Annotated in this window: 18 protein-coding genes, 1 pseudogene and 1 other annotated feature; of the genes and pseudogenes, 18 read left to right on the top strand and 1 reads right to left on the bottom strand. The window is 41.3% G+C overall.

The window, feature by feature from the left end:
* Positions 1–44 precede the first annotated feature (44 nt).
* The 16 genes and pseudogenes from FGL90_RS06620 to FGL90_RS06690 all read left to right on the top strand — a co-directional run bounded on the left by FGL90_RS06620 (position 45) and on the right by FGL90_RS06690 (position 17,136).
* Positions 45–1,088: a methionine ABC transporter ATP-binding protein gene (locus tag FGL90_RS06620; RefSeq protein WP_147657434.1), complete on the top strand. Its 1,044-nt coding sequence runs from the start codon at positions 45–47 to the stop codon at positions 1,086–1,088.
* Positions 1,078–1,764, top strand: a complete 687-nt coding sequence (locus tag FGL90_RS06625; RefSeq protein ID WP_147657435.1) for a methionine ABC transporter permease — start codon at positions 1,078–1,080, stop codon at positions 1,762–1,764. The genes FGL90_RS06620 and FGL90_RS06625 overlap by 11 nt, the downstream gene beginning before the upstream one ends.
* A 34-nt stretch (positions 1,765–1,798) precedes the next feature.
* A complete protein-coding gene (locus FGL90_RS06630) occupies positions 1,799–2,629 on the top strand; it encodes a MetQ/NlpA family ABC transporter substrate-binding protein (RefSeq protein WP_147657437.1) in 831 nt (276 codons plus the stop codon).
* 183 nt (positions 2,630–2,812) lie between these two features.
* On the top strand, positions 2,813–4,261 hold the full coding sequence (locus tag FGL90_RS06635) for an APC family permease (protein WP_147657439.1): 1,449 nt from the start codon (positions 2,813–2,815) through the stop codon (positions 4,259–4,261).
* 3 nt (positions 4,262–4,264) lie between these two features.
* On the top strand, positions 4,265–5,602 hold the full coding sequence (locus tag FGL90_RS06640; protein WP_010620150.1) for an aspartate aminotransferase family protein: 1,338 nt from the start codon (positions 4,265–4,267) through the stop codon (positions 5,600–5,602).
* 115 nt (positions 5,603–5,717) lie between these two features.
* The gene (locus FGL90_RS06645) at positions 5,718–6,836 is read left to right on the top strand and encodes an aminotransferase (RefSeq protein WP_147657441.1); all 1,119 of its coding nucleotides are present in this window, start codon (positions 5,718–5,720) and stop codon (positions 6,834–6,836) included.
* A 161-nt stretch (positions 6,837–6,997) separates the two neighbouring features.
* The gene (locus tag FGL90_RS06650) at positions 6,998–10,891 is read left to right on the top strand and encodes a MucBP domain-containing protein (RefSeq protein ID WP_147657442.1); all 3,894 of its coding nucleotides are present in this window, start codon (positions 6,998–7,000) and stop codon (positions 10,889–10,891) included.
* Positions 10,892–10,991: 100 nt separating this feature from the next.
* The gene (locus FGL90_RS06655; RefSeq protein ID WP_147657444.1) at positions 10,992–11,738 is read left to right on the top strand and encodes a potassium channel family protein; all 747 of its coding nucleotides are present in this window, start codon (positions 10,992–10,994) and stop codon (positions 11,736–11,738) included.
* A 246-nt stretch (positions 11,739–11,984) separates the two neighbouring features.
* On the top strand, positions 11,985–12,428 hold the full coding sequence (locus tag FGL90_RS06660) for a MarR family winged helix-turn-helix transcriptional regulator (protein ID WP_187240406.1): 444 nt from the start codon (positions 11,985–11,987) through the stop codon (positions 12,426–12,428).
* A gap of 9 nt (positions 12,429–12,437) precedes the next feature.
* Positions 12,438–13,841 (top strand): MFS transporter, encoded by a 1,404-nt coding sequence (locus FGL90_RS06665; protein WP_147657448.1) that lies wholly within the window; start codon positions 12,438–12,440, stop codon positions 13,839–13,841.
* Positions 13,842–14,300: 459 nt separating this feature from the next.
* Positions 14,301–14,597, top strand: a complete 297-nt coding sequence (locus FGL90_RS06670; protein WP_147657450.1) for a hypothetical protein — start codon at positions 14,301–14,303, stop codon at positions 14,595–14,597.
* A gap of 39 nt (positions 14,598–14,636) precedes the next feature.
* Positions 14,637–14,714: pseudogene (locus FGL90_RS10665) on the top strand (hypothetical protein); the annotation flags it as partial.
* 48 nt (positions 14,715–14,762) lie between these two features.
* Complete coding sequence (locus FGL90_RS10580) at positions 14,763–14,936, top strand: hypothetical protein (RefSeq protein ID WP_263862582.1); 174 nt, start codon at positions 14,763–14,765, stop codon at positions 14,934–14,936.
* Between the two features lie 67 nt (positions 14,937–15,003).
* The gene (locus FGL90_RS10585; protein ID WP_002816285.1) at positions 15,004–15,255 is read left to right on the top strand and encodes an IS3 family transposase; all 252 of its coding nucleotides are present in this window, start codon (positions 15,004–15,006) and stop codon (positions 15,253–15,255) included.
* Between the two features lie 50 nt (positions 15,256–15,305).
* The gene (locus tag FGL90_RS06685; protein WP_029327644.1) at positions 15,306–16,148 is read left to right on the top strand and encodes an IS3 family transposase; all 843 of its coding nucleotides are present in this window, start codon (positions 15,306–15,308) and stop codon (positions 16,146–16,148) included.
* Between the two features lie 232 nt (positions 16,149–16,380).
* Positions 16,381–17,136, top strand: coding sequence for a hypothetical protein (locus tag FGL90_RS06690; RefSeq protein ID WP_147657454.1), 756 nt, complete (start codon positions 16,381–16,383; stop codon positions 17,134–17,136).
* A gap of 90 nt (positions 17,137–17,226) precedes the next feature.
* Here FGL90_RS06690 and FGL90_RS06695 read toward each other — a convergent pair whose 3' ends face one another.
* Complete coding sequence (locus FGL90_RS06695) at positions 17,227–17,739, bottom strand: GNAT family N-acetyltransferase (protein WP_187240407.1); 513 nt, start codon at positions 17,737–17,739, stop codon at positions 17,227–17,229.
* Positions 17,740–17,856: 117 nt separating this feature from the next.
* Between FGL90_RS06695 and FGL90_RS06700 the strand changes: the two genes are divergently transcribed.
* Together FGL90_RS06700 and tyrS are read left to right on the top strand one after the other, a co-directional pair.
* A complete protein-coding gene (locus FGL90_RS06700) occupies positions 17,857–18,519 on the top strand; it encodes an SDR family NAD(P)-dependent oxidoreductase (protein ID WP_147657457.1) in 663 nt (220 codons plus the stop codon).
* 30 nt (positions 18,520–18,549) lie between these two features.
* Positions 18,550–18,754: a binding site (T-box leader), on the top strand.
* A 46-nt stretch (positions 18,755–18,800) separates the two neighbouring features.
* Positions 18,801–20,057, top strand: coding sequence for a tyrosine--tRNA ligase (gene tyrS / locus FGL90_RS06705; protein ID WP_147657459.1), 1,257 nt, complete (start codon positions 18,801–18,803; stop codon positions 20,055–20,057).
* Positions 20,058–20,332: the final 275 nt, after the last annotated feature.

The following is a 20,332-nucleotide window of genomic DNA, read 5'->3' on the forward strand; positions in this document are numbered from 1 at the left end:
GTGGACGAAAGGCTTTTTTATTTTAGAAAAGGGGGAAATCAGCAGTGATTGAATTTAAAGATGTTTCCAAAACGTTCATTGCCAAAGAAGGCGAAGTTGATGCCGTAAAAGACGTTAATTTAACCATTCCGGATGGCAAAATTTACGGAATTGTTGGTTACTCCGGTGCCGGTAAAAGTACCTTAATCCGGATGTTAAACGGGTTGGAGTTTCCAACGACGGGTTCCGTTACGATTAATGGAACAGAGATTAGCGGATTAAAAGGAAGCAAACTCAGAAATCAACGACTTAAAATTGGAATGATTTTCCAACATTTCAACTTATTATGGTCACGAACGGTTTTTGATAATATTGCATTTCCACTCGAAATTGCGAAAGTGCCAAAGGATGAACGAAAGAAAAAGGTTCAACGTTTAATTGAACTGGTTGGCTTAACTGGCCGAGAGAATGCTTATCCGTCCGAACTATCCGGTGGACAAAAGCAGCGTGTTGGGGTCGCAAGAGCCTTAGCAAATGATCCAGAAATTTTACTTTCTGATGAAGCGACTAGTGCATTGGATCCACAAACGACTGACGAAGTATTGGATTTACTGTTAAGTATCAACAAGCAATTAAACCTGAGCGTGGTTGTGATCACCCACGAAATGCACGTCATTCGAAAGATTTGTGATCAAGTTGCCGTGTTGGATGCGGGTAAGATTGTTGAACAGGGTCCTGTTTTGGACGTTTTCAAGCACCCAAAGCAGCCAATTACCAAGCGATTTGTCAACCAAGAAACTGGGAGTACCAGTTTGGACGACACGAACGTGGTAGTCAGCGAGTTGTTAGAAAAGTATCCGAATGGGGTCATTGTCAAATTAGGCTTCCACGGAGATCAAGCTCAGTTACCAATTGTTTCCAGCATGCTTCGCAAATTTCCAGATATTGATTTAAGTATTATTGAAGGAAACATTCATCAAACGCAAGAAGGCGCGTTAGGATCACTATTTGTTCAGCTGATTAGTGATAATAAAGAGAGCGTGCAAGGGGCTTTAGCCTACTTTACGACGATGCGAGTCGAAACGGAGGTAATCAACCGTGAACAATAACGGATTATCATCATACTTCCAATTCAAAAATGTTGACTGGTCAAACATGTGGGGAGCCACTTGGGAAACCGTTTGGATGACCCTAGTTTCAATTATTGTGGTTGCCATTCTAGGTGCCTTACTTGGATTACTCCTATTTGAAACCAGCAACAGCGAGTCAATTTGGGCCAAAGTTTTAAACTGGATTGTTTCGGCATTTGTTAATATTTTCCGTTCAATTCCATTTATCATTTTAATTGTTCTTCTGCTTCCAGCAACGCAAGCAATGATGGGAACCATCATTGGGCCCAAGGCGGCCTTGCCTTCATTGATTATCTCAGCCGCACCATTTTATGCACGGTTGGTTGAAATTGCGTTTCACGAAATTGATCATGGGGTGGTTGAAGCCGCTGACTCAATGGGTGCTACTCAGTCGCAAATTATTTCTAAAGTCCTACTACCAGAAAGTATGCCAGCCTTAGTTTCTGGCTTAACAGTTACGGCAATCTCATTAATTGGGTACACTGCAATGGCTGGTGCTATTGGGGCTGGTGGTCTTGGTAATTTAGCTTACTTAGATGGTTTCCAGGCAAGTAACAATACCATCACCATGGTTGCCACCGTTATTATTGTGTTAATTGTCTTCATTTGTCAGTTTGCGGGGGATCTTCTCGTTAAGCGAATTGATAAGCGTTAAAAACAACTAAAATATTTCAAGGGGGATTCACATTATGAAAAAGAAATGGATTGCTGGTTTAACAAGTATTGTTGCTGTATCACTATTATTGGTGGGTTGTGGAAAGTCTTCATCAACCAAGGAAACGACAATTACGGTTGGGGCCTCAAACATTCCTCATTCTGAAATCTTGAAGCATGTTCAGCCTGAGCTTAAAAAGGAAGGCGTCAATCTTAAAATTAAAGTATTCCAAGATTACGTCTTGCCTAACAAGGATCTTGCAAACAAGGATTTAGATGCTAACTACTTCCAACACATTCCATTCTTAAAGAACTGGAACAAGCAAAACAACGGCACATTGGTTAGTGCCGGTAACGTTCATTTGGAACCAATCGGAGCTTACTCAAAGAAGTACAAGAGCTTAAAGGCAATTCCAAGTGGTTCAACTATTTTGGTAAGTAACAATGTTGCTGATTATGGAAGAGTACTAACCATTTTACGTGACGCTGGTTTAGTTACACTGAAATCTGGAACTGACATTACAACCGCAACGTTCAAGGACATTAAGGATAATAAGAAGAACCTGAAGTTCAAGACCGATTTGGAGCCAAAATTGATGCCTCAATTCTACAACAACAAGGAAGGCGCCGCAGTCTTCATCAATGCTAACTATGCTGTTCAAGCTGGATTAGACCCAACAAAGGATTCAATAGCACTTGAAAAGAACTCATCTCCATACGTTAACATCGTTGCAGTTCGAAAGGGCGACACGAAGAAGCCTGCTATCAAGAAGTTGATGAAGGCTCTTCAATCAAAGGATACGCAACAATGGATCACGAAGAAGTATAAGGGTGCCGTTGTACCAGCTTACCCAAATGGAAAATAATCAATAGATTTATGACCCAGACCAATTGACGTTGGTCTGGGTTTTTCTATACTATTTTAAGCATTTCTACATTGACGGGTATTTTTTATCCTGTTAGAATATATTAATCAAATTCTAATTTATTATTGTCGAGTTAGCAGGCAATCTACATAGATTTATAAAATTACTGGAGGTTATTTTTTAATGAGCAGTTTGAAAGAGAAAATATTTTTGAAGGAGGATCCCAACGTCTATGAAGATAAGGACGCGCATTTGGTTCGCTCCCTTAGAGTACGGGACTTTCTAGCACTTGGGGTTGGAACCATTGTTTCGACTTCTATCTTTACCTTACCAGGAGTAGTTGCTGCGGAGCACGCCGGTCCAGCCGTCGCGTTGTCATTCTTATTGGCAGCAATCGTTGCTGGGTTAGTTGCATTTGCTTACGCTGAAATGTCAGCTGCGATGCCGTTTGCTGGGTCAGCCTATTCTTGGATTAACGTTGTCTTTGGTGAATTCTTTGGTTGGATTGCTGGCTGGGCGCTATTGGCGGAATACTTTATTGCCGTGGCGTTCGTGGCTTCGGGATTGTCAGCGAATCTCCGTGGATTATTACAGCCATTAGGACTTTCGATGCCAAGATCACTTGCAAACGCATTTGGTACTGACGGTGGGGTTGTTGATTTACTTGCCGTCGTCGTTATGATGCTGGTAGCCGTCTTATTGGCATACGGTGTGTCACAAGCCGCTCGAGTTGAAAATATTTTAGTCGTCTTAAAAGTATTAGCAATAATTGTGTTCATTATTGTCGGCGCAACCGCTATTAAAGGGAGCAATTATGTTCCATTTATTCCTGCTTACCATGAAAATACTGATGGAACGGCATTTGGTGGTTGGCAAGGAATTTATGCCGGGGTTTCAATGATTTTCTTGGCCTACATTGGCTTTGATTCAATCGCCGCAAATGCCGCTGAAGCAAAGGATCCGCAAAAGACGATGCCACGAGGAATCTTGGGCTCTCTTGCCATTGCGGTTGTCCTCTTCGTTGCCGTTGCACTTGTCTTAGTTGGAATGTTCAAATACTCAGCTTATGCAAATAATGCTGAACCAGTTGGCTGGGCATTACGTCAAAGTGGACACGGAACTGTTGCGGCAATTGTACAGGGTGTCGCAGTTCTAGGGATGTTTACGGCTTTAATTGGGATGATGCTGGCCGGCTCAAGACTGATTTATTCGTTTGGCCGAGATGGCATGTTACCAAAGTGGTTGGGTAAACTTGATGATAAGAAGCGTCCAAACCATGCCCTTGTTCTTTTGACGGTCATTGGAATTATCATTGGTGCCTTTTTCCCATTCGCATTTCTCGCACAATTAATTTCTGCCGGAACGTTGATTGCATTCATGTTCGTCTCTTTGGGCATGTATGCACTGCGGCCTCGAGAAGGAAAAGATATTGCGGAACCCGAATTTAAAATGCCGTGGTACCCAGTACTACCCGCATTAGGATTTTTAGGCTCTCTCGCAATTTTCTTAGGATTAGATATTCAAGCTAAGATGTACGCAGGAATTTGGTTCTTGATTGGATTAGTTATTTACTTCAGCTATGGCATACGCCATTCCTACCTCCAAAAGGGGAATAAAGGAAAGAAGGATTAACAAATGAGCGAAAATAAACGGTTATTAGATGATGAGTCAGAGGCATTCTCAAAAGCCGCTCGGGTGAAGTATTTTAATATTGTGGTTGATAGTGGCAAAGGCGCTACTATCACGGATGCAGATGGGCGAATGTATATTGATTTGTTAGCTAGTGCATCATCCACTAATACCGGGCATTCTCATCCTCATATTGTCAAAGCAATTCAGGATCAAGCTGCCAAATTGATTCAGTACACGCCAGCCTACTTTGCTAATAATCCGGAAGTTAAATTGGCTCCCAGACTAGCAAAGTTAGCACCAATCAGTGGCCCTGTTGAACTTGCTTGGGGAAATTCTGGATCGGATGCTAACGATGCCGTGATTAAATTTTCTCGGGCCTATACTGGCCGTCCTTATATTGTCAGTTTTACAGGTGCTTATCATGGCTCAACCTATGGCTCAATTTCCATTTCATCCGTCAGTTTGAACATGTCACGTAAAATTGGCCCATTATTGCCTGATGTTGTGAAAGTTCCGTATCCGGATCCTTGGCAACGTTTGAAAGGCGAATCAGATGATGATTTTGTCGATCGAATGTTTAAAGCATTTAAACAGCCATTTGAAACCTACCTGCCTGCAGAAGAAGTTGCCGCAATTGTGATTGAACCAATTCAAGGCGACGGTGGAATCGTGAAGGCCCCAACTGCGTACATTAATAAAGTGGTGGAATTCGCTCATGAAAACGGCATTCTATTTGCTGTTGATGAAGTGAACCAAGGCATGGGTCGCTCCGGCAAATGGTGGTCAATTGAACACTTTGATGTCGAACCTGATTTGATGGTGGTTGGGAAATCACTTGCTTCAGGGATGCCGCTTAGTGCGGTCATTGGTCGTAAGGATATTATGGAGTCACTCAATGCGCCTGCTAACGTTTATACAACTGCCGGAAACCCGGTGACGACGGCTGCCGCAATGGCGACGCTAGATGTTATGGAAGATGAACACTTGGTCGAGCGGTCTGCTCGGCTTGGTGAAAAAGCCACTGAATTCTTCAATCAAGAAAAATCAAAATTCAAATTTATTGGTGGCTTTAGAATGTATGGCCTTGATGGTGGGATTGATATTGTTGATCGTAAAACGGGTGAGCCAGATCCAGAGGCTACGACAAAGTTAATTTATCGAGTCTTTGAATTAGGGGCCATCATCATCAGTCTTCGTGGCAATATTTTAAGATTCCAGCCCCCATTGGTTATTACTGATGAGCAGTTGGATCAAGCGTTCGGAATGTTGGACCAGGCATTTTCTGAGCTTGAAGCAGGCAAATTAACATTGCCTGATAATGCGGATGAGATTGGTTGGTAAAAAATTAGCGCATGAGTTAACCTAGTTTTATCTAAGGATTAATCAAACTATTAAAGTCAGGACGAAAAATGAGTCCTGACTTTTTTAAATTTCAAGTTAATAAGGAGTGACTATTTTGAAAATTGCAGGATTTGGTGTTGAAGAATGGTTAAACGTTTGGGAAAAAAGCGCCACGTATGATATTGCACAAAGTACAGTTTCCTCAATGACAATGCATGAAATTTTGAACTTGGATGGTAAAGGCGGACAAAGTTTCTACCAAATGTTGGACGAACAAAAAATGAATTACGGCTGGATTGAAGGCTCACCTGAATTTAAAAAAGAGGTTGCTAAGCTGTACGACGATATTGATCCAGAAAATATTCTACAAACAAACGGTGCCACCGGTGCAAATCACTTAGCGCTTTATTCGCTCATTGAGCCAGGAGACCACGTTATTTCTGAATATCCTTCGTATCAGCAACTTTACGACATTCCAAAATCGTTGGGTGCTGAAGTTGATTTCTGGCATATCAAAGAAGATGCAGATTGGTACCCAGATATTGAGGAGCTTAAACAACTTATTCGTCCCAATACAAAAATGATTTGTTTGAACAATGCCAATAACCCAACTGGGACGCTTTTGAGTCGGGACTTTTTGGAACAAGTCGTCGAGATTGCCAAGTCGGTTAATGCATACGTTCTCGTGGATGAAGTTTACTTACCATTAGATCATCCCGAAAATTTTGCGTCTATCGTTGATCTTTATGACAAAGGAATCGCAACTAATTCACTATCTAAGACTTATTCAACGCCAGGTATTCGAGTCGGCTGGACAGCATCAAATAGTGACCTTGCAGATCTCTTTAGAAAATATCGAGATTACACCATGATTTGTGCGGGCGTCTTTAATGATTTATTAGCCGTTTATGTCTTACAGCATAAGGAACAAGTTTTGGCGCGAAACCGGAAAATTGTACTGAACAACCTAGAAATTCTAAAGGAATGGGTTGCACAAGAGCCAAAGGTAAGTGTTGTTTTGCCACAAGCGGTCTCAACATCGTTTATCAAACTAGATATTTCAGGTGACACAGAAGACTTTTGCGTTCGCTTGTTAAAAGAAAAAGGGGTGCTGCTAGTTCCAGGAAATCGATTTGATATGCCAAAACATGCACGTCTTGGCTACTGTACCGATGAAGCTACTTTAAAAGAAGGCCTGAAACGATTATCAGTGTTTTTGCATCAAGAAAATTAAATATTTACCCCCAAAAAAGCCTATTTTGAATAGGCTTTTTTTAAAAAATTAAAATATAAATAGAAAAGAACGGGAGCAAGTGTTAGACAATTCCCCTATCCCATGTATACTAGTGTTGGTAACGTTTACAAGCAAGCTCATTAGGGAAGGAGCTGACTATTTTGAAAACAGGGACAAAAAGTTTAATCTATAGTTTGTTAATTAGTAGTGCCGTGTTAGGGTACGGTCTACTAGCACCAAGGGACTCCGTACAGGCATCGAGCACGGAGTCAGGAGCACCATCAGCACAGTCAGTATCACAGGCAAGTGGAGCATCTCAGGCAAGTTCAGTTACTTTAAAAACTGGCAGTACTGATGTCTCCCAGGCAGAAAGTGTTGAGTCGGGTGATACGAGCCAACCAGCTGCTGTAGCTGCCAAGGCTGCAACCGACACTAGCAACGCAACTGAGGCTTCAAGTAGCGAGTCGTCGGTAGCTGTTTCTGGCTCAAACTCAGCAACAACGTATTCAGCTGAGGATCCATCAGAGCCAGCAGCGGACACGGAAACTGATGCAACGAGCACTGAAGCGCTTGATCCAACGGAACCGGATACAGAAACGCCAGCCGATACTAACAATACGGTTGCCGTCATTCCAAAGGGTGAAAAGACGACTGTCACACCGACGGATCCAGAAAATATTGGGGAGAATACCTCAAATATTTCGACAGTTATTACGCCAATTCAAAAAACCGTTTCATCAGGGAATGATTCGGACTTTAATTTGACGTTCAAAATAACGGGGCCAAAATTTAAATTAACAAATGCAAAATTGGTTGTGCAACTACCTGATCAAGTTGGGGTAACGTTTGACCAGAACCTCAATAAGTTAAAGATTGCGGGAGTTGTTCCCGTCTACGATATTAAAAAAATGACGTTAACCTATAATTTTAAGACACTTAAGAGTGGGAGTTTCAAAAATCTCATTTTGCCATTACACACGAAAAAGGGCGTTTTACCAAATGGGACAGTTTTAACTGTTACCGCGAAGTTAACCGCTGACGAACTTTCTACTGCAGCAACTGCAACTGCTCATTCAAGTATTACGGCAAATAAGACGAGCAGTATTACCAATAAAATTGTTTCTGTTGAGAGTGCTGATCCTGAAAATGCTGATCATACCAACCCAGCGCAAAATGATACTGCGGTTTGGGGTGTTGGGATAACCTTGCTAACCTCACAAAACGGTCAAGTTGCCTTACAACCAGGAAGTGATTTAGTTGTCACGTATAAGCTGGCCAAAGGGCTGACCTATAAAGGATTGCAATCCGGTGAAGGTCTAAACATGACGACCCCAACGGTAACGACAAATTCCGATGGATCGACGACTTTAACTTGGACGTTCAGGGCACCGGATATAGATACGCAAACCGCGTCGGACATTAACTACCGGTTTAACGTGATTACGACGGTGAATGATGACGTTATTTCGTATACGACCTTAACAAATACAGCTGGTTATCAGGCAACCTATTATGATGGGGTAACTGGTGGCCGTACCATTGATGCCAAAGTTCAAGTCGCACCGGCAGATCAGAGTCGAATTCCTGATTCAGTCGGAAGTGCGTACGCAACTTCTCACCGAGGGCCAATTGACGGCGCCGGTAATTATCAACAAACAGGTAAAGTTGATTCTAATAAAACGTTCTATGTAGAAGATGATCCAACTTTAGGCTATCAAGTTATTTTAACTTCTACGGTTGCTACCTCAGCAACTAGAAACTTTGACTTGTACACGATGCACTATTTCTTGGATCCACATTTAAACTTCACCGGGTTCACTACGGGTGAATTCTACTTTAGACCTGACTCAAGCTTTACAAATTACTTACCATTAACGGAGCGTCCATACATGACACTTGCTGTTGATTACGGCGATGGTGTCTATCACATCCTAGACAGTGAAGTGACGGCAAACGAAACCTTTACCCAGCAACAATTAGTTGACAAAGGATTGGATACCAGTCAGACGATTAAAGAAATTTTGCTATTCTTCCACAAACAGGGTAGCGATACCTTGCCGGATGATGTCGATCACCCAACCGAAAGTAGTTGGGCACCGGCTGGACTTTACGGTAGTGTTAAGATTCTTGCCCAACCTGACGAAGGCTATATTGGACAGGTGCAAAATAAAATGTACACGACTTTCTGGGGTGTTGATTCCAAAAATAATGCCCGTTATGCTTATGATCTCGACGATTGGGATCGTTATCCAGGATTTGCTGCTTACTTTATGCCACAAACCTCTCAAATTGTTCACGCACCACAAGGCGTTAATCGAGTGGTAACTGGGCAAGTTGGGTTTACGGACACAAACTCAGGTGAACAAGTGATACTTGGTGATCACCAAGTTGGCGTCAAAGTTAATTTGACCTCAACTTCGTTAGATGTTTTGACACAGTTGCATGACGATTTTGAAGGCTATGTTCTTTTGCCAAAGGGTGTTGAGTATGATGCCGAAACATCAATACCAAGTACGGCATACACTACGAGTTTAGTGACCGATGATTACAACGGAACTGGCGAATCACTGGTTAAGATTGTTTGGCAAACGAAGTACGTGACCACAACGACTGGAATTTCGGCAGCGTTTGGGACAAAAGTGACTTCCGAAGCCGCCCACGTCATTGATATGAATTTGGTCGCTTTCTTAGGTAGCCAAGAATACACCGTTCCCGGAATCTCAGGGGACAGTCAAATTACTGACACCACTTTAACCACAGATAAATCAGACTTAAATAGTAATAGTCAAACTGATGAAAATGTGATTGAAACCGGCGCCGAATATATTATCGCAAATTCCACTGAACTACAGGTAACCGGTGAAGTTTCAGGTGATAAAGAAGCGACTTGGCATCAGACAGTGACTGTTTCGCCAGATTCAGTTGCGACGATTCATTTGAATACAACTGAAAACACAGATGAAACAATCAATCAGTTGTACGCCATTGATGAGTTACCAACTTTAGGCGATTTGGGGATTACTGACTCAACGGATAGAGATTCTAACTTTGTGGTTTCTCTGGATGGCCCAATTACCCTTCCAAGTGATTGGGAAGGGAAGGTTACCGTTGAGTACACAACGACTCAATTGCCAAGTGTTAAGGGTAGTTTGGATGGCGAAACCGTTTATCCAGACGGCGTAACACAACTGGAAAATGCGGCTGAATCTGCCGATGCAACTTGGCTGGCAGCTGATGACGTGACTGATTGGTCCTCAATCAAGGCGTTCCGACTCGTAATGGATCCAGACAGCGACTTTGAGATTGCTGGACAAAACCAGACAATCAGCTTCAAGGTCAAAGTTCCTGGTCTCGATTCACTTAACGGGATTGATAGTCCACAGGCTTGGAACACATTTGCCATGGCAGTCAATGCATCGCAAGCTGTCGAACCAGAAGAAGTTGGCATTTTCGTCACGGATGAAGCAGCACCCGTTAAAGTTATTTATCAAACGGAAGACGGGACAATTCTCGAAAGTGGCCTCGCAAATTACCCAGCTGATGCAAAATATGGGGATGCGTACACAACCACGCAGAAGGGATTTAGTGGCTACACCTTTGTCAAAATGGGTGACAACAGTGCCCCTGCAAACGGCACATTGAGTGGTGACGAACAGACCGTTATCTACGTTTACAAGAAAGTTGATAATGGCGGTGGAACGACGACACCTCCAGAAGTACCGGAGACACCTGAAGTTCCTGGAAATCCAGGTAACCCGGGCGATCCTGGCACGCCAGAAACACCAACTGAACCAGAAACACCGTCAAATCCTAGTGAACCGGCTAATCCGGAGACACCAGGTAACGGTTCCGACGGTAATTCTGCTTCAAACGGCAGTCAGGACGCCACAGTTGGGACTAGTGTCACTAATCCAACGCAGCAGAATGAGTCTGACAACGCAGCTCAATTACCACAAACCAATGAAAAAGCATCCGTGAATGGTCTTGCTGGCATTATTATGCTAGTCTTAACCGCCATTCTTGGACTGTTTGGAATCAAAAAGAAACGTTCATAATCTTGAAAAGGGTAATGATTAAAAATCATTACCCTTTTTTGCTGTCATTTTTGCCGTAACCGAGTAAGATGAAAGCAGAATTTAAAACAGGGTGACGGTAATGGAAAATGAAGTAGAATTAAAAGTTGTTATGTACCATTGGTTGGTTGTCGGCTTGACGCTCATTTCATTTTTGAATGTCGCATTGATGATAATTCGTTTGGGAGATTGGCAAACGGAATGGTGGGTCGCCACTGGATTAACGATTATTTTCGCCATTGATTACGGGATTCGATTAATCAAAGCAAAGAATCGCAAGTCGTTTTTGATTACCTCGGCATTTGACCTGTTGGGAATTATTCCGATGCATCCGGGGTTTGTTATTTTTCGATTGGCTAGGTTGGTTAGAATTATCAGGTATCACCATTTGTTTTGGCACCTTGGTATCTCTGGCAAATGGACCCGTAATTTTCACCGATTTGTGTACGATACGGGATTTATTTACTTATTTGCAATTAGTGTTGCGATTATTAGTTTGAGTGCGCTCTTATTTTCAATATTTGAGCACCGGTCGTTGCCGCAAGCACTGTGGTGGGCGGTTACGACTGCAACTACCGTGGGATACGGAGATATCACCCCGAGCACGGCTGGCGGAAAAGCCATTGCCATTATCCTAATGCTGGGTGGTGTCGGCTTTATTGGATTACTCACTAGTACAATTACGGACTACTTTACAAATGAAACCGCTGATAAAGCTAAAACGGAAGAGCAAGATGATCGTGAACTCTTACGGCAGCTATCAGCTCAAATTACAAGATTGGATCAAAAGGTAGATAAGCTACAGTCAAAAATTAATCAAAAAAAATAAGAGCCTCTCAGGGCTCTTATTTTTTCGGAATTATGTGTGCATATTCACAATATACAGGATTATAAAAGGGGATTTTCACCCCTGCTTCCTAATGGGAAACGTATGACTGAATTTAGAATATCATAAACGATGGTATATGTAAACGGTTTCAAAAAAATAGTGATCTTTTGAAAGGATCATATTTGATATTAGGTGTATATACACATAAAATAAAAAGGGAGTTTCAAAGCGATTGGAGGCCTTTTATTGGCAGATAATATTTTTAAAAATGGTGAGCTTTTGAAGGCCATTGGTATTTTAAACCGCTGCTATAAACGTGATTTAAAGGCCCGCTTGCAGCCACTCGGGTTAAACGAGGGGAATTTTTTCCTATTAACCACAGTTGCTGAATCACCTGGTATTACTCAGGACCAATTGGGTAAGGCGACCGATCTTGAGCACAGTACGATTGCAAGAATGATTAGGCGCATGGTTGTGCGAGGACAAATCGAACGTCATCAGGATAAAACGGATCGTCGAATTCAGCGGCTTTATGTTTCTAATGATGCAAAGGCACTTATTCCGACCATTAATCATGAAGTCCGACATGAAACTGATTCGCTGACGTCACAGCTTACTGTGGATGAGCAAAAGCAATTATTTTCGTTGATTAATAGAGCCATTGATGGCGTAAAGAAAAAGGGAGAATAATAAATAAAAATGACTCAAAATCAAGCAAAATTATCACGAAGAGGATTGATCGCTATTTTGGCGGTCGCGGTCCTTTCCTTCATTGGTATTCTGACGGAAACCTCACTGAACGTGGCCTTTCCAACAATTATGAAGCAGTTTGACGTAAAATTAGCGACCGTTCAGTGGCTGACAACGGGTTATCTACTGATGGTTTCACTTTTAATGATTGTTTCGGCGTTTTTGAACAAGCGATTTAAAACAAGATCCATTTTCATTACGGCGGTTAGTTTCTTTATGCTAGGAAGTATCATTGCAGCAGTCGCACCGACTTTTGGGATTATTTTATTAGGTCGGATTATTTCTGCCGCGGGAACTGGCTTATGTATTCCACTGATGTTTAACGTGATTGTTGAAACGGTTCCAGTTCATCAAATTGGGTATTACATGGGGATCGCAGGAATGGTTCTTTCAATGGCCCCAGCGTTTGGTCCCACTTTTGGCGGGGTGATGGTTTACTTTCTAAGTTGGCGGATGATTTTTTGGATTGTGGTTCCGTTTGCAATTATTGCTTTAATCTTTGGAATGGCATCGTTAGAGCAACACCATGATTTGAGCCATCCCGATTTTGACTGGGTCAGGTACTGCTTACTCGCGGTTGCATTTGTCTCGTTAAGTTTGGGATTCAATTCGGTTTCTACCGCGGGATGGTTAGGAAAGGCATTTCTAGGCTCAGTGGTTCTGGCAGCTATTATGCTGTGGTTCTTCATCCGAATTTCAAAGACGACAACCAAAATGTTACTTAATATCAACGTCTTTAAATCTAAAACATTCGTCAGTAGTTTAATTGCGTACTTCTTCCTGCAATTTGCCAATATTGGAATGAGTTTTGTTTTACCAACCTACGTTCAGATTGTGAATCATCAGAGTGCCCTAATTGGTGGGTTAATCCTCTTGCCAGGGAGCTTTATTGCTTCTGCAGCAACACCACTATTTGGAAAAATGTTAGATGATAAAGGGGCAAAATTGCCAATTTTATTGGGGAACTCAATATTCGCGGCTGGCTTGATTGGATTTGTATTTGGTGGAAAAATTCTACCGATTGGGTTAATTATCATTTTCTACCTTATCTTTACGTTTGGTCGGTCAATGGTGTTGGGGAATACCATGACTTTTGGGTTAACGGGTGTTTCAAATGAGTTGCGAGCTGATGCCAATGCGTCATTTACGACGGCTCAGCAGTTTGCGGGCTCAATTGGTACGACGATATTGGCAAGTATCATTTCAATTAGTCAAAATAGCGGGCAAAGTCTACCTCAGTATCAGTTAACCGCCATCGGAAGTCGATATGCTTTTGCGACCCTACTTGTATTAGCGCTGATTAATTTTGGGCTTTATCATCAGGCATTTAAAAAGAACGAACGCGACAATTAATTTTACAACGCGATTCGTGTTTGATAGAATAAGACATATTAAGACATCGTTATGAGATTTTCGTTGTAGGGGACGAGGTGCTCATAAATTGGGAGACCACTCCCGATAAGTAATCAAATAAGTTAGAGGCACAACCCTAATTCTTCTGGGTTGTGTCTTTTCTTTAGATAAATTAGAAAATTGCTGGTTTTTAGCAAGTGGGTTCTCGCAAGGGTTACGACCACTTTACTGGCTGAAAGTACAAAATTAGTAAAATTAATCGTTGGAAATACTTCAAATTGGCGTTGTAATAGATTAAACTCTCCTTAAAGGGCAGTTCTCATATTTTTAGTTAAATTAGTTATTTTTTTAAGAATTGGTGTTATTAATTCCTTATAAATTTGAAAAAGAAACGAAATTTGAGTAATCTAGAATTGTTATTAGGGATTACTGTTAATTTCGGTGGATGCTGGTGAAGATTTGAACATTAATGCTGAAATTTTAACAACAAACGAAATGCAAAAATTGCAACTGATGGCATTTCTACAGGAAAAGACAGATAATACGCTGAGTCATTTCTATTTAATCAATGAACTTGGTTATAACAAAGTGTTGCATCTATATCACAAACTTGTTGAAGATTTGAAGGAATGTAACAATGTAAGCGGTACAATTGATGCGGACAAGTTACTGAGTGAGACCAATTTTGATGATTTTAGAGCAGATCAATATCAGCAACAGATTACGTATAAAATGTTGTTATCAATATTACTGTAGACTGAAAGGTCAGTTGAAGAATTCACGAGTAAGAACGGAATTTCGAAAGCAAAACTATACAGATTAACCCAAAAAATTCGTCGTGATTTAGCGGAAGTAGGGATCCGCCTAAATTTAGGGGCATACAGTTTTGAGGGTAATGAAGTTTTGATTGAGTATTTCCTGATGACACTATTCGATACAGCACGGCAAGATTTAACAGAATTACTTCCAAAGAAACGAGTCGATTTAGTAAAGGATTTTTCAAAACGCTACTTCGTTAACGACGTTGCAACACCAGAACCTGAAAGCATTTTACATTTACGTCAGCATTTTTTAGCGATTATGGATGTAAGCTGATTCCTGAGACAACTTTTAAGAGAGGGTATAATGAATAAATCATCTCTCAAAAGGAAGGAATTTTTACATGCCAACTCGTTACGACAAAGAATTCAAACAAAACATTATCAACCTATATAAGCAAGGCGAATCAGCTGCCCAACTGGCCAGAGAATATGGCATTGGCTATTCAACAGTTCATAAGTGGATCCAGGGCCAGGCCAAAACTCAATCCGGTAAATCGCCAGACGAAATCAAAGCGATGGAAAAGCGACTGGCTTCGCTGTCTGAGGAGAACGAAATCCTAAAAAAAGCCCTGGGCTTCCTTGCGCAGAAGTAACCAATATCTTTGATTACATTCACCAAGAAAGCCACCACCAGGTAACCAAGATGTGCCGAATCCTCGGTGTTTCCAGAGCTCAGTATTATCGTTATCGATCCCCCAAACCTTCAAAACGCCGGGCCGAAGATGCGGGCTTGAAACAACGGATTCTGCGGATCTTTGCGGAATTTAAGCAGCGATACGGTGTTATGAAGATCCACCATGAATTGAATCTGGAACTTCAACCACTGCAGCTTCGGTGCAGTCCACGACGGATTTCCCGGCTCATGAAGGAACTGGATATCCACTCCGTTACCGTCAATAAGTGGAAAGCGGCTTCGGCTTCCAAAACCAAGGTTGAACAGCGTCCCAACTTGCTTAAGCAGGATTTCTCGACCACTGGTTTAAATCAAAAATGGACCGCTGATATGACCTATATTCAAACGAAGCGTAATGGCTGGTGTTACTTATCAACCATCATGGACCTGCACTCACGACGGATTATCGGCTATTCGTTCTCAAAAAAGATGGATACTGATTTAGTCTTAAAGACCCTTGAAAGCGCGGTTAAAAATCGAACCATTACTGGGGACCTGATTATCCATACGGATTTAGGATCACAGTATACCAGCGATGATTACAATCAACGTTTAACTGAGCTACATATCCGCCACTCATACAGCCGTAAGGGTTGTCCGTATGATAATGCGCCAATGGAATCCTTTCACGCTTCCCTCAAAAAGGAATGTGTTTATCCAGTGCCGGTCTTTGAAGATTATGAAACTGCCGCTGCCGTCCTTTTTGAATATGTGCATGCTTTCTACAATAGGAAGAGAATTCATAGTTCACTGGGCTACCAGACCCCCTTACAAGTTGAAATTGCAACACTTACGAGCCAAATGGCCGCCTGATTTAATGCTTTCCAGGGTTCAAATAAGTTATTAATCGCGATTAATGATTTATTTGAGCTGTGGAAGGTAAACGCGGTTCTGAATGTCTCTTAAAATCTGTCTCAAATATTGACTTCAATCCATTATGTTGATTAGACTTTCTCAAGGATATAATTTTTTAAGGGGCGATATCTTCGTCGAACTTATGGATTTAAACTTCACTTCTGGTACGTCGATTTTGACGCAGTATCTAATGGGAAACTACAGCCTATCTGGACAAGAGGCATTAACGCAGACGAATACGTTAAAGTTTGTGATGAAATATGGGCCAGAGTTTATTAGTCGAATGCCGTATCATGAAATTGTTAAATTACTCAATGGCATGCATAAGAGTCCCGCTTGGCGAGCAATTTGGCATGAAGATGAGGTTACGGATTCGGATAGACCCTATTTAGGCAAACTTGAGTTACGGGTTATCGGCTATATGCTAATGATCATGTTCTTCGGAGATTTTCCGGTGACAAGTTCGACTTATCTCGATCGATTTATGGTCGGTGAAAAACCAGGTAATTTCGTTGAGCTTAGGGCAGCAGCTGCGAAAGTTCTGCTCGAGTCTAATTTGGAAGTTGTGAGTGGCAATCGAGTTAATAAGATAGCAATGTTGTTTTATGCAGTCATTTCCGTTTTGGAGACGCTTGGACAGACAGCAACCATTTTTATGGATACACAGCTTGAAAATATTAATTTAGATGCGTTTAGTTATATGATGCATAATAGGATGCAAATTAAATCTATTCGTACTTTTGATTCTAAATTTTGTCCAGCAATCGTTGTCTATAGTGAAATGAGGGCGCCGGTCAATCAAATTCTGACTGAGAATCAAAATGTTACTTCTGTTAAATGGGTAAGTGAGTTGCCAACCATTGAGAATTTTCGACGAATTTTTGATGCCTATCGGGATAGCAGCTTACAGTTTTTAGAAAAATTGGTCGGAGGGATTGATTCATAGATTGGTCACAGCTAGTTTGGAAACAGCAGGGAAGCGAATTAAATAGATAAAATCTGGGGTGGCCGTATTATACGGCTTTTTTATTTTCTACTACATAATGAGTTTCATTAGTAAATCGTTTTGGGGATGGGTGCCCATATGAAAAGTGTGGATGGCAAATTTTCTGAAACCAAACCGTTCATAAAAGATAATTGCTTTAGTGTTGTTTTCCCAGACACCCAGCCAAACATAGTTGACCTTTAACTCATGCGCAATCTTGATTGCTAACTTCATGAGTTCTTGGCCAACTTTTTTTGATTGATCTTTTTTTAAAACGTAAATCCGCTGAACTTCGAGAGAGTTGGAGAGGCCGCTTTCAGTTTGGCTACCAAATTCATTAACCTTTAGATATCCCACCATTTGGCCATTATCGATAGCAACGAAAAATTGCGCACGGGGATCGACAAGTTCGGTTGCCAGTTTTTCAAGGGTTAAATTTTGGGTTAGGTAGGTTTTGATAGCTTGCTCAGTGTTGTGAGGACCAAAAGTTTGGACAAAGGTTAATTGACTGATTGATAGGAGTTCATCTACATCAGCGATTGAAGCACGTCGGATTTGAATCATGATAATCACCTCAAAGTCTAGTTTAAAAAGGTTCATAAATTATTCATTCTTAAGCAATAGAATGGACACTTTTCTACTATATTATAAAAGAAAAAGTGGAACTGAGAGGTGAATAAGATGAAAACAGTTAGAAACCAATTTAATGAAATTGATAAGCTGGTGCGGTTATATGATCAGCAAGACCGTTTGACCAACAAGAAGATCGTCATTACCAATGATGCAGAAGGAATTGGTGCCTTACTTGCAATCCTAGTTGCCCGCGAAGGCGCTGAAGTTTTGTTCATGCATAATCGGGAACCATTGATGGCGTTTGAAGTTGCATTTAGGATTGATGAAGCAGGTGGGCGCGTGATTATTTCGGAAGGTGATTGGAGTTCCGTGGAAAATGCGACCCAACTGGTTGAAGTTGTGCAAAATTTTTGGGGCAGCGTGGATGCGGTTTTCCATACGGTTCCTCGGGGCAGCTATATGCTCACAAAAAAGGTGTCCCCGTTTCTGAGTGAGAATGGTCATATTATTAACATGGTGCAGTCAAAGTTAGATAGACGTCATCCTAAGGTCGCCAGATTTTTAGATGCGGAAGTTGCGTTAACGGATTTAACCTATGACTTAAATGAAAATAAACTATTGAGGAATAAATCGATCTTAATTGTCGGAATTCATCATGATTCAAATGATAAATCAAAATTAGGTGACGTAAGTTCGCTTTGTTTGCCGATTTTAACGAAGCAGATTATCCCAAATGAACTTATTTTAGAAACTAGTCGTGAGAATCGTTGACTTTTGAGGGATGGATTTGTATGATTAACGTCATAAGCAATGAAGCAGTGAAGTAGTAATGTCGAGCAACGATGAAGAAACTTAGCGGGTGCTGTGAGCTAAGCGACTCGACTTACGAATTACGCTGATGGAGCTACTAAGTTTTAGCGGGTCATTCCGTTATCGATGCTTGAGAGATTTTTGGAATTCCAAAAATAACTTGGGTGGTAACGCGGAAATTAATTTCGTCCCTAATGGTATTTGCCATTGGGGATTTTTTTATTTTATAAGGAGGAAATGGAATGAATATTATTGATGAATTAAAATGGCGGGATGCCATTAATCAGCAAACAGATGAAAAAGGATTAAATGATTTAGTTGATGAGAAGAAGGTTGGACTGTACGTTGGGATTGATCCTACCGGAGACTCAATGCACATCGGGCACTTAATTCCCTTTATGATTCTCAAACGATTCCAGTTGGCGGGCCATCGCCCATATATTGTTATTGGTGGCGCAACGGGATCAATAGGTGACCCAAGTGGCAAGAAGGCTGAGCGTAAGTTACAGACAATGGACGTTGTTGAAGACAATGCTCGGAAAATCTCTGGTCAGATGGAAAAGCTATTTGGCCAGGACGGGTCATTTAAAATTGTTAACAACTACGATTGGACTTCTAAGCTATCTCTTTTGGATTTCTTGAGGGATTACGGTAAGCTGTTTAACGTGAATACGATGTTGAACAAGGAAGTTGTTGCATCAAGGCTTGAAGTAGGAATCTCATATACTGAATTTACGTACCAGATTCTACAGTCAATTGACTTTCTACATTTATTTGAAAATGAAGATGTACAAGTCCAAATTGGTGGCGCTGATCAATGGGGTAATATTACTGCAGGGATTGATCTCATTCATAAGATAAAGGGAGCGGATGCCAAGGCATATGGACTCACGATTCCATTAATGTTAAAAGCAGACGGAACCAAATTTGGAAAAACTGAGGGTGGTGCTGTTTGGCTTGATCCTGAGAAAACTTCACCATATGAGTTCTACCAATTCTGGATTAATCAGGATGACCGGGATGTTGTGAAATACCTCAAGTACTTTACGTTCCTTTCCGAGGATGAAATTAATGACTTGTCAGATAAGGTTAAGACCGCTCCTGAAAAAAGGGAAGCACAACGCCGCCTAGCTGAAGAGGTAACAGAATTCGTTCACGGAAAAGATGCCGTTAAAGAGGCGGAAAACATCACCAAAGCTCTTTTCTCTGGCAATGTTGCAGATCTTACGGCAAATGAAATAGAACAAGGATTCAAGAATATGCCTTCAGTTGACGTGACTAATGAAAAGAAAAACATCGTTGAATGGTTGGTCGACGTTACAAAGATTGAACCATCTCGTCGCCAAGCAAGAGAAGACGTCACAAACGGAGCCGTTAGAATTAATGGTGAGAAGGTCCAGGATACAGATGCAGAGATTAATCCAGCTACCCATTTTGATGGGAAGTTTGTTGTTGTTCGTAAAGGTAAAAAGCGCTATTTCTTAGCTCGTATTAAATAGGGGTATCCTCTTCCATTTCGGAAGAGGATATTTTTTTTAAAAAGTGTTGACTCCAAACAGTATTGTTGGTATATTTGTTAATGCGCTGTTGCGTATCGCCAATTATCATTTAAACAACCAGAAAAATTAGTTGTTGACATGATGTTTTGGAAGTGATAGTATTAAGAAGTTGTCCTAACGGACACGATGTAGACCTTTGAAAACTGAACAAAGTTTCGACGAATCAAATGTGCAGGGCGATTCAACCCATCGAGGTTGGATCCAAAATGTAACAA

This window comes from Secundilactobacillus malefermentans (assembly GCF_008033155.1).
Taxonomy (GTDB): domain Bacteria; phylum Bacillota; class Bacilli; order Lactobacillales; family Lactobacillaceae; genus Secundilactobacillus; species Secundilactobacillus malefermentans.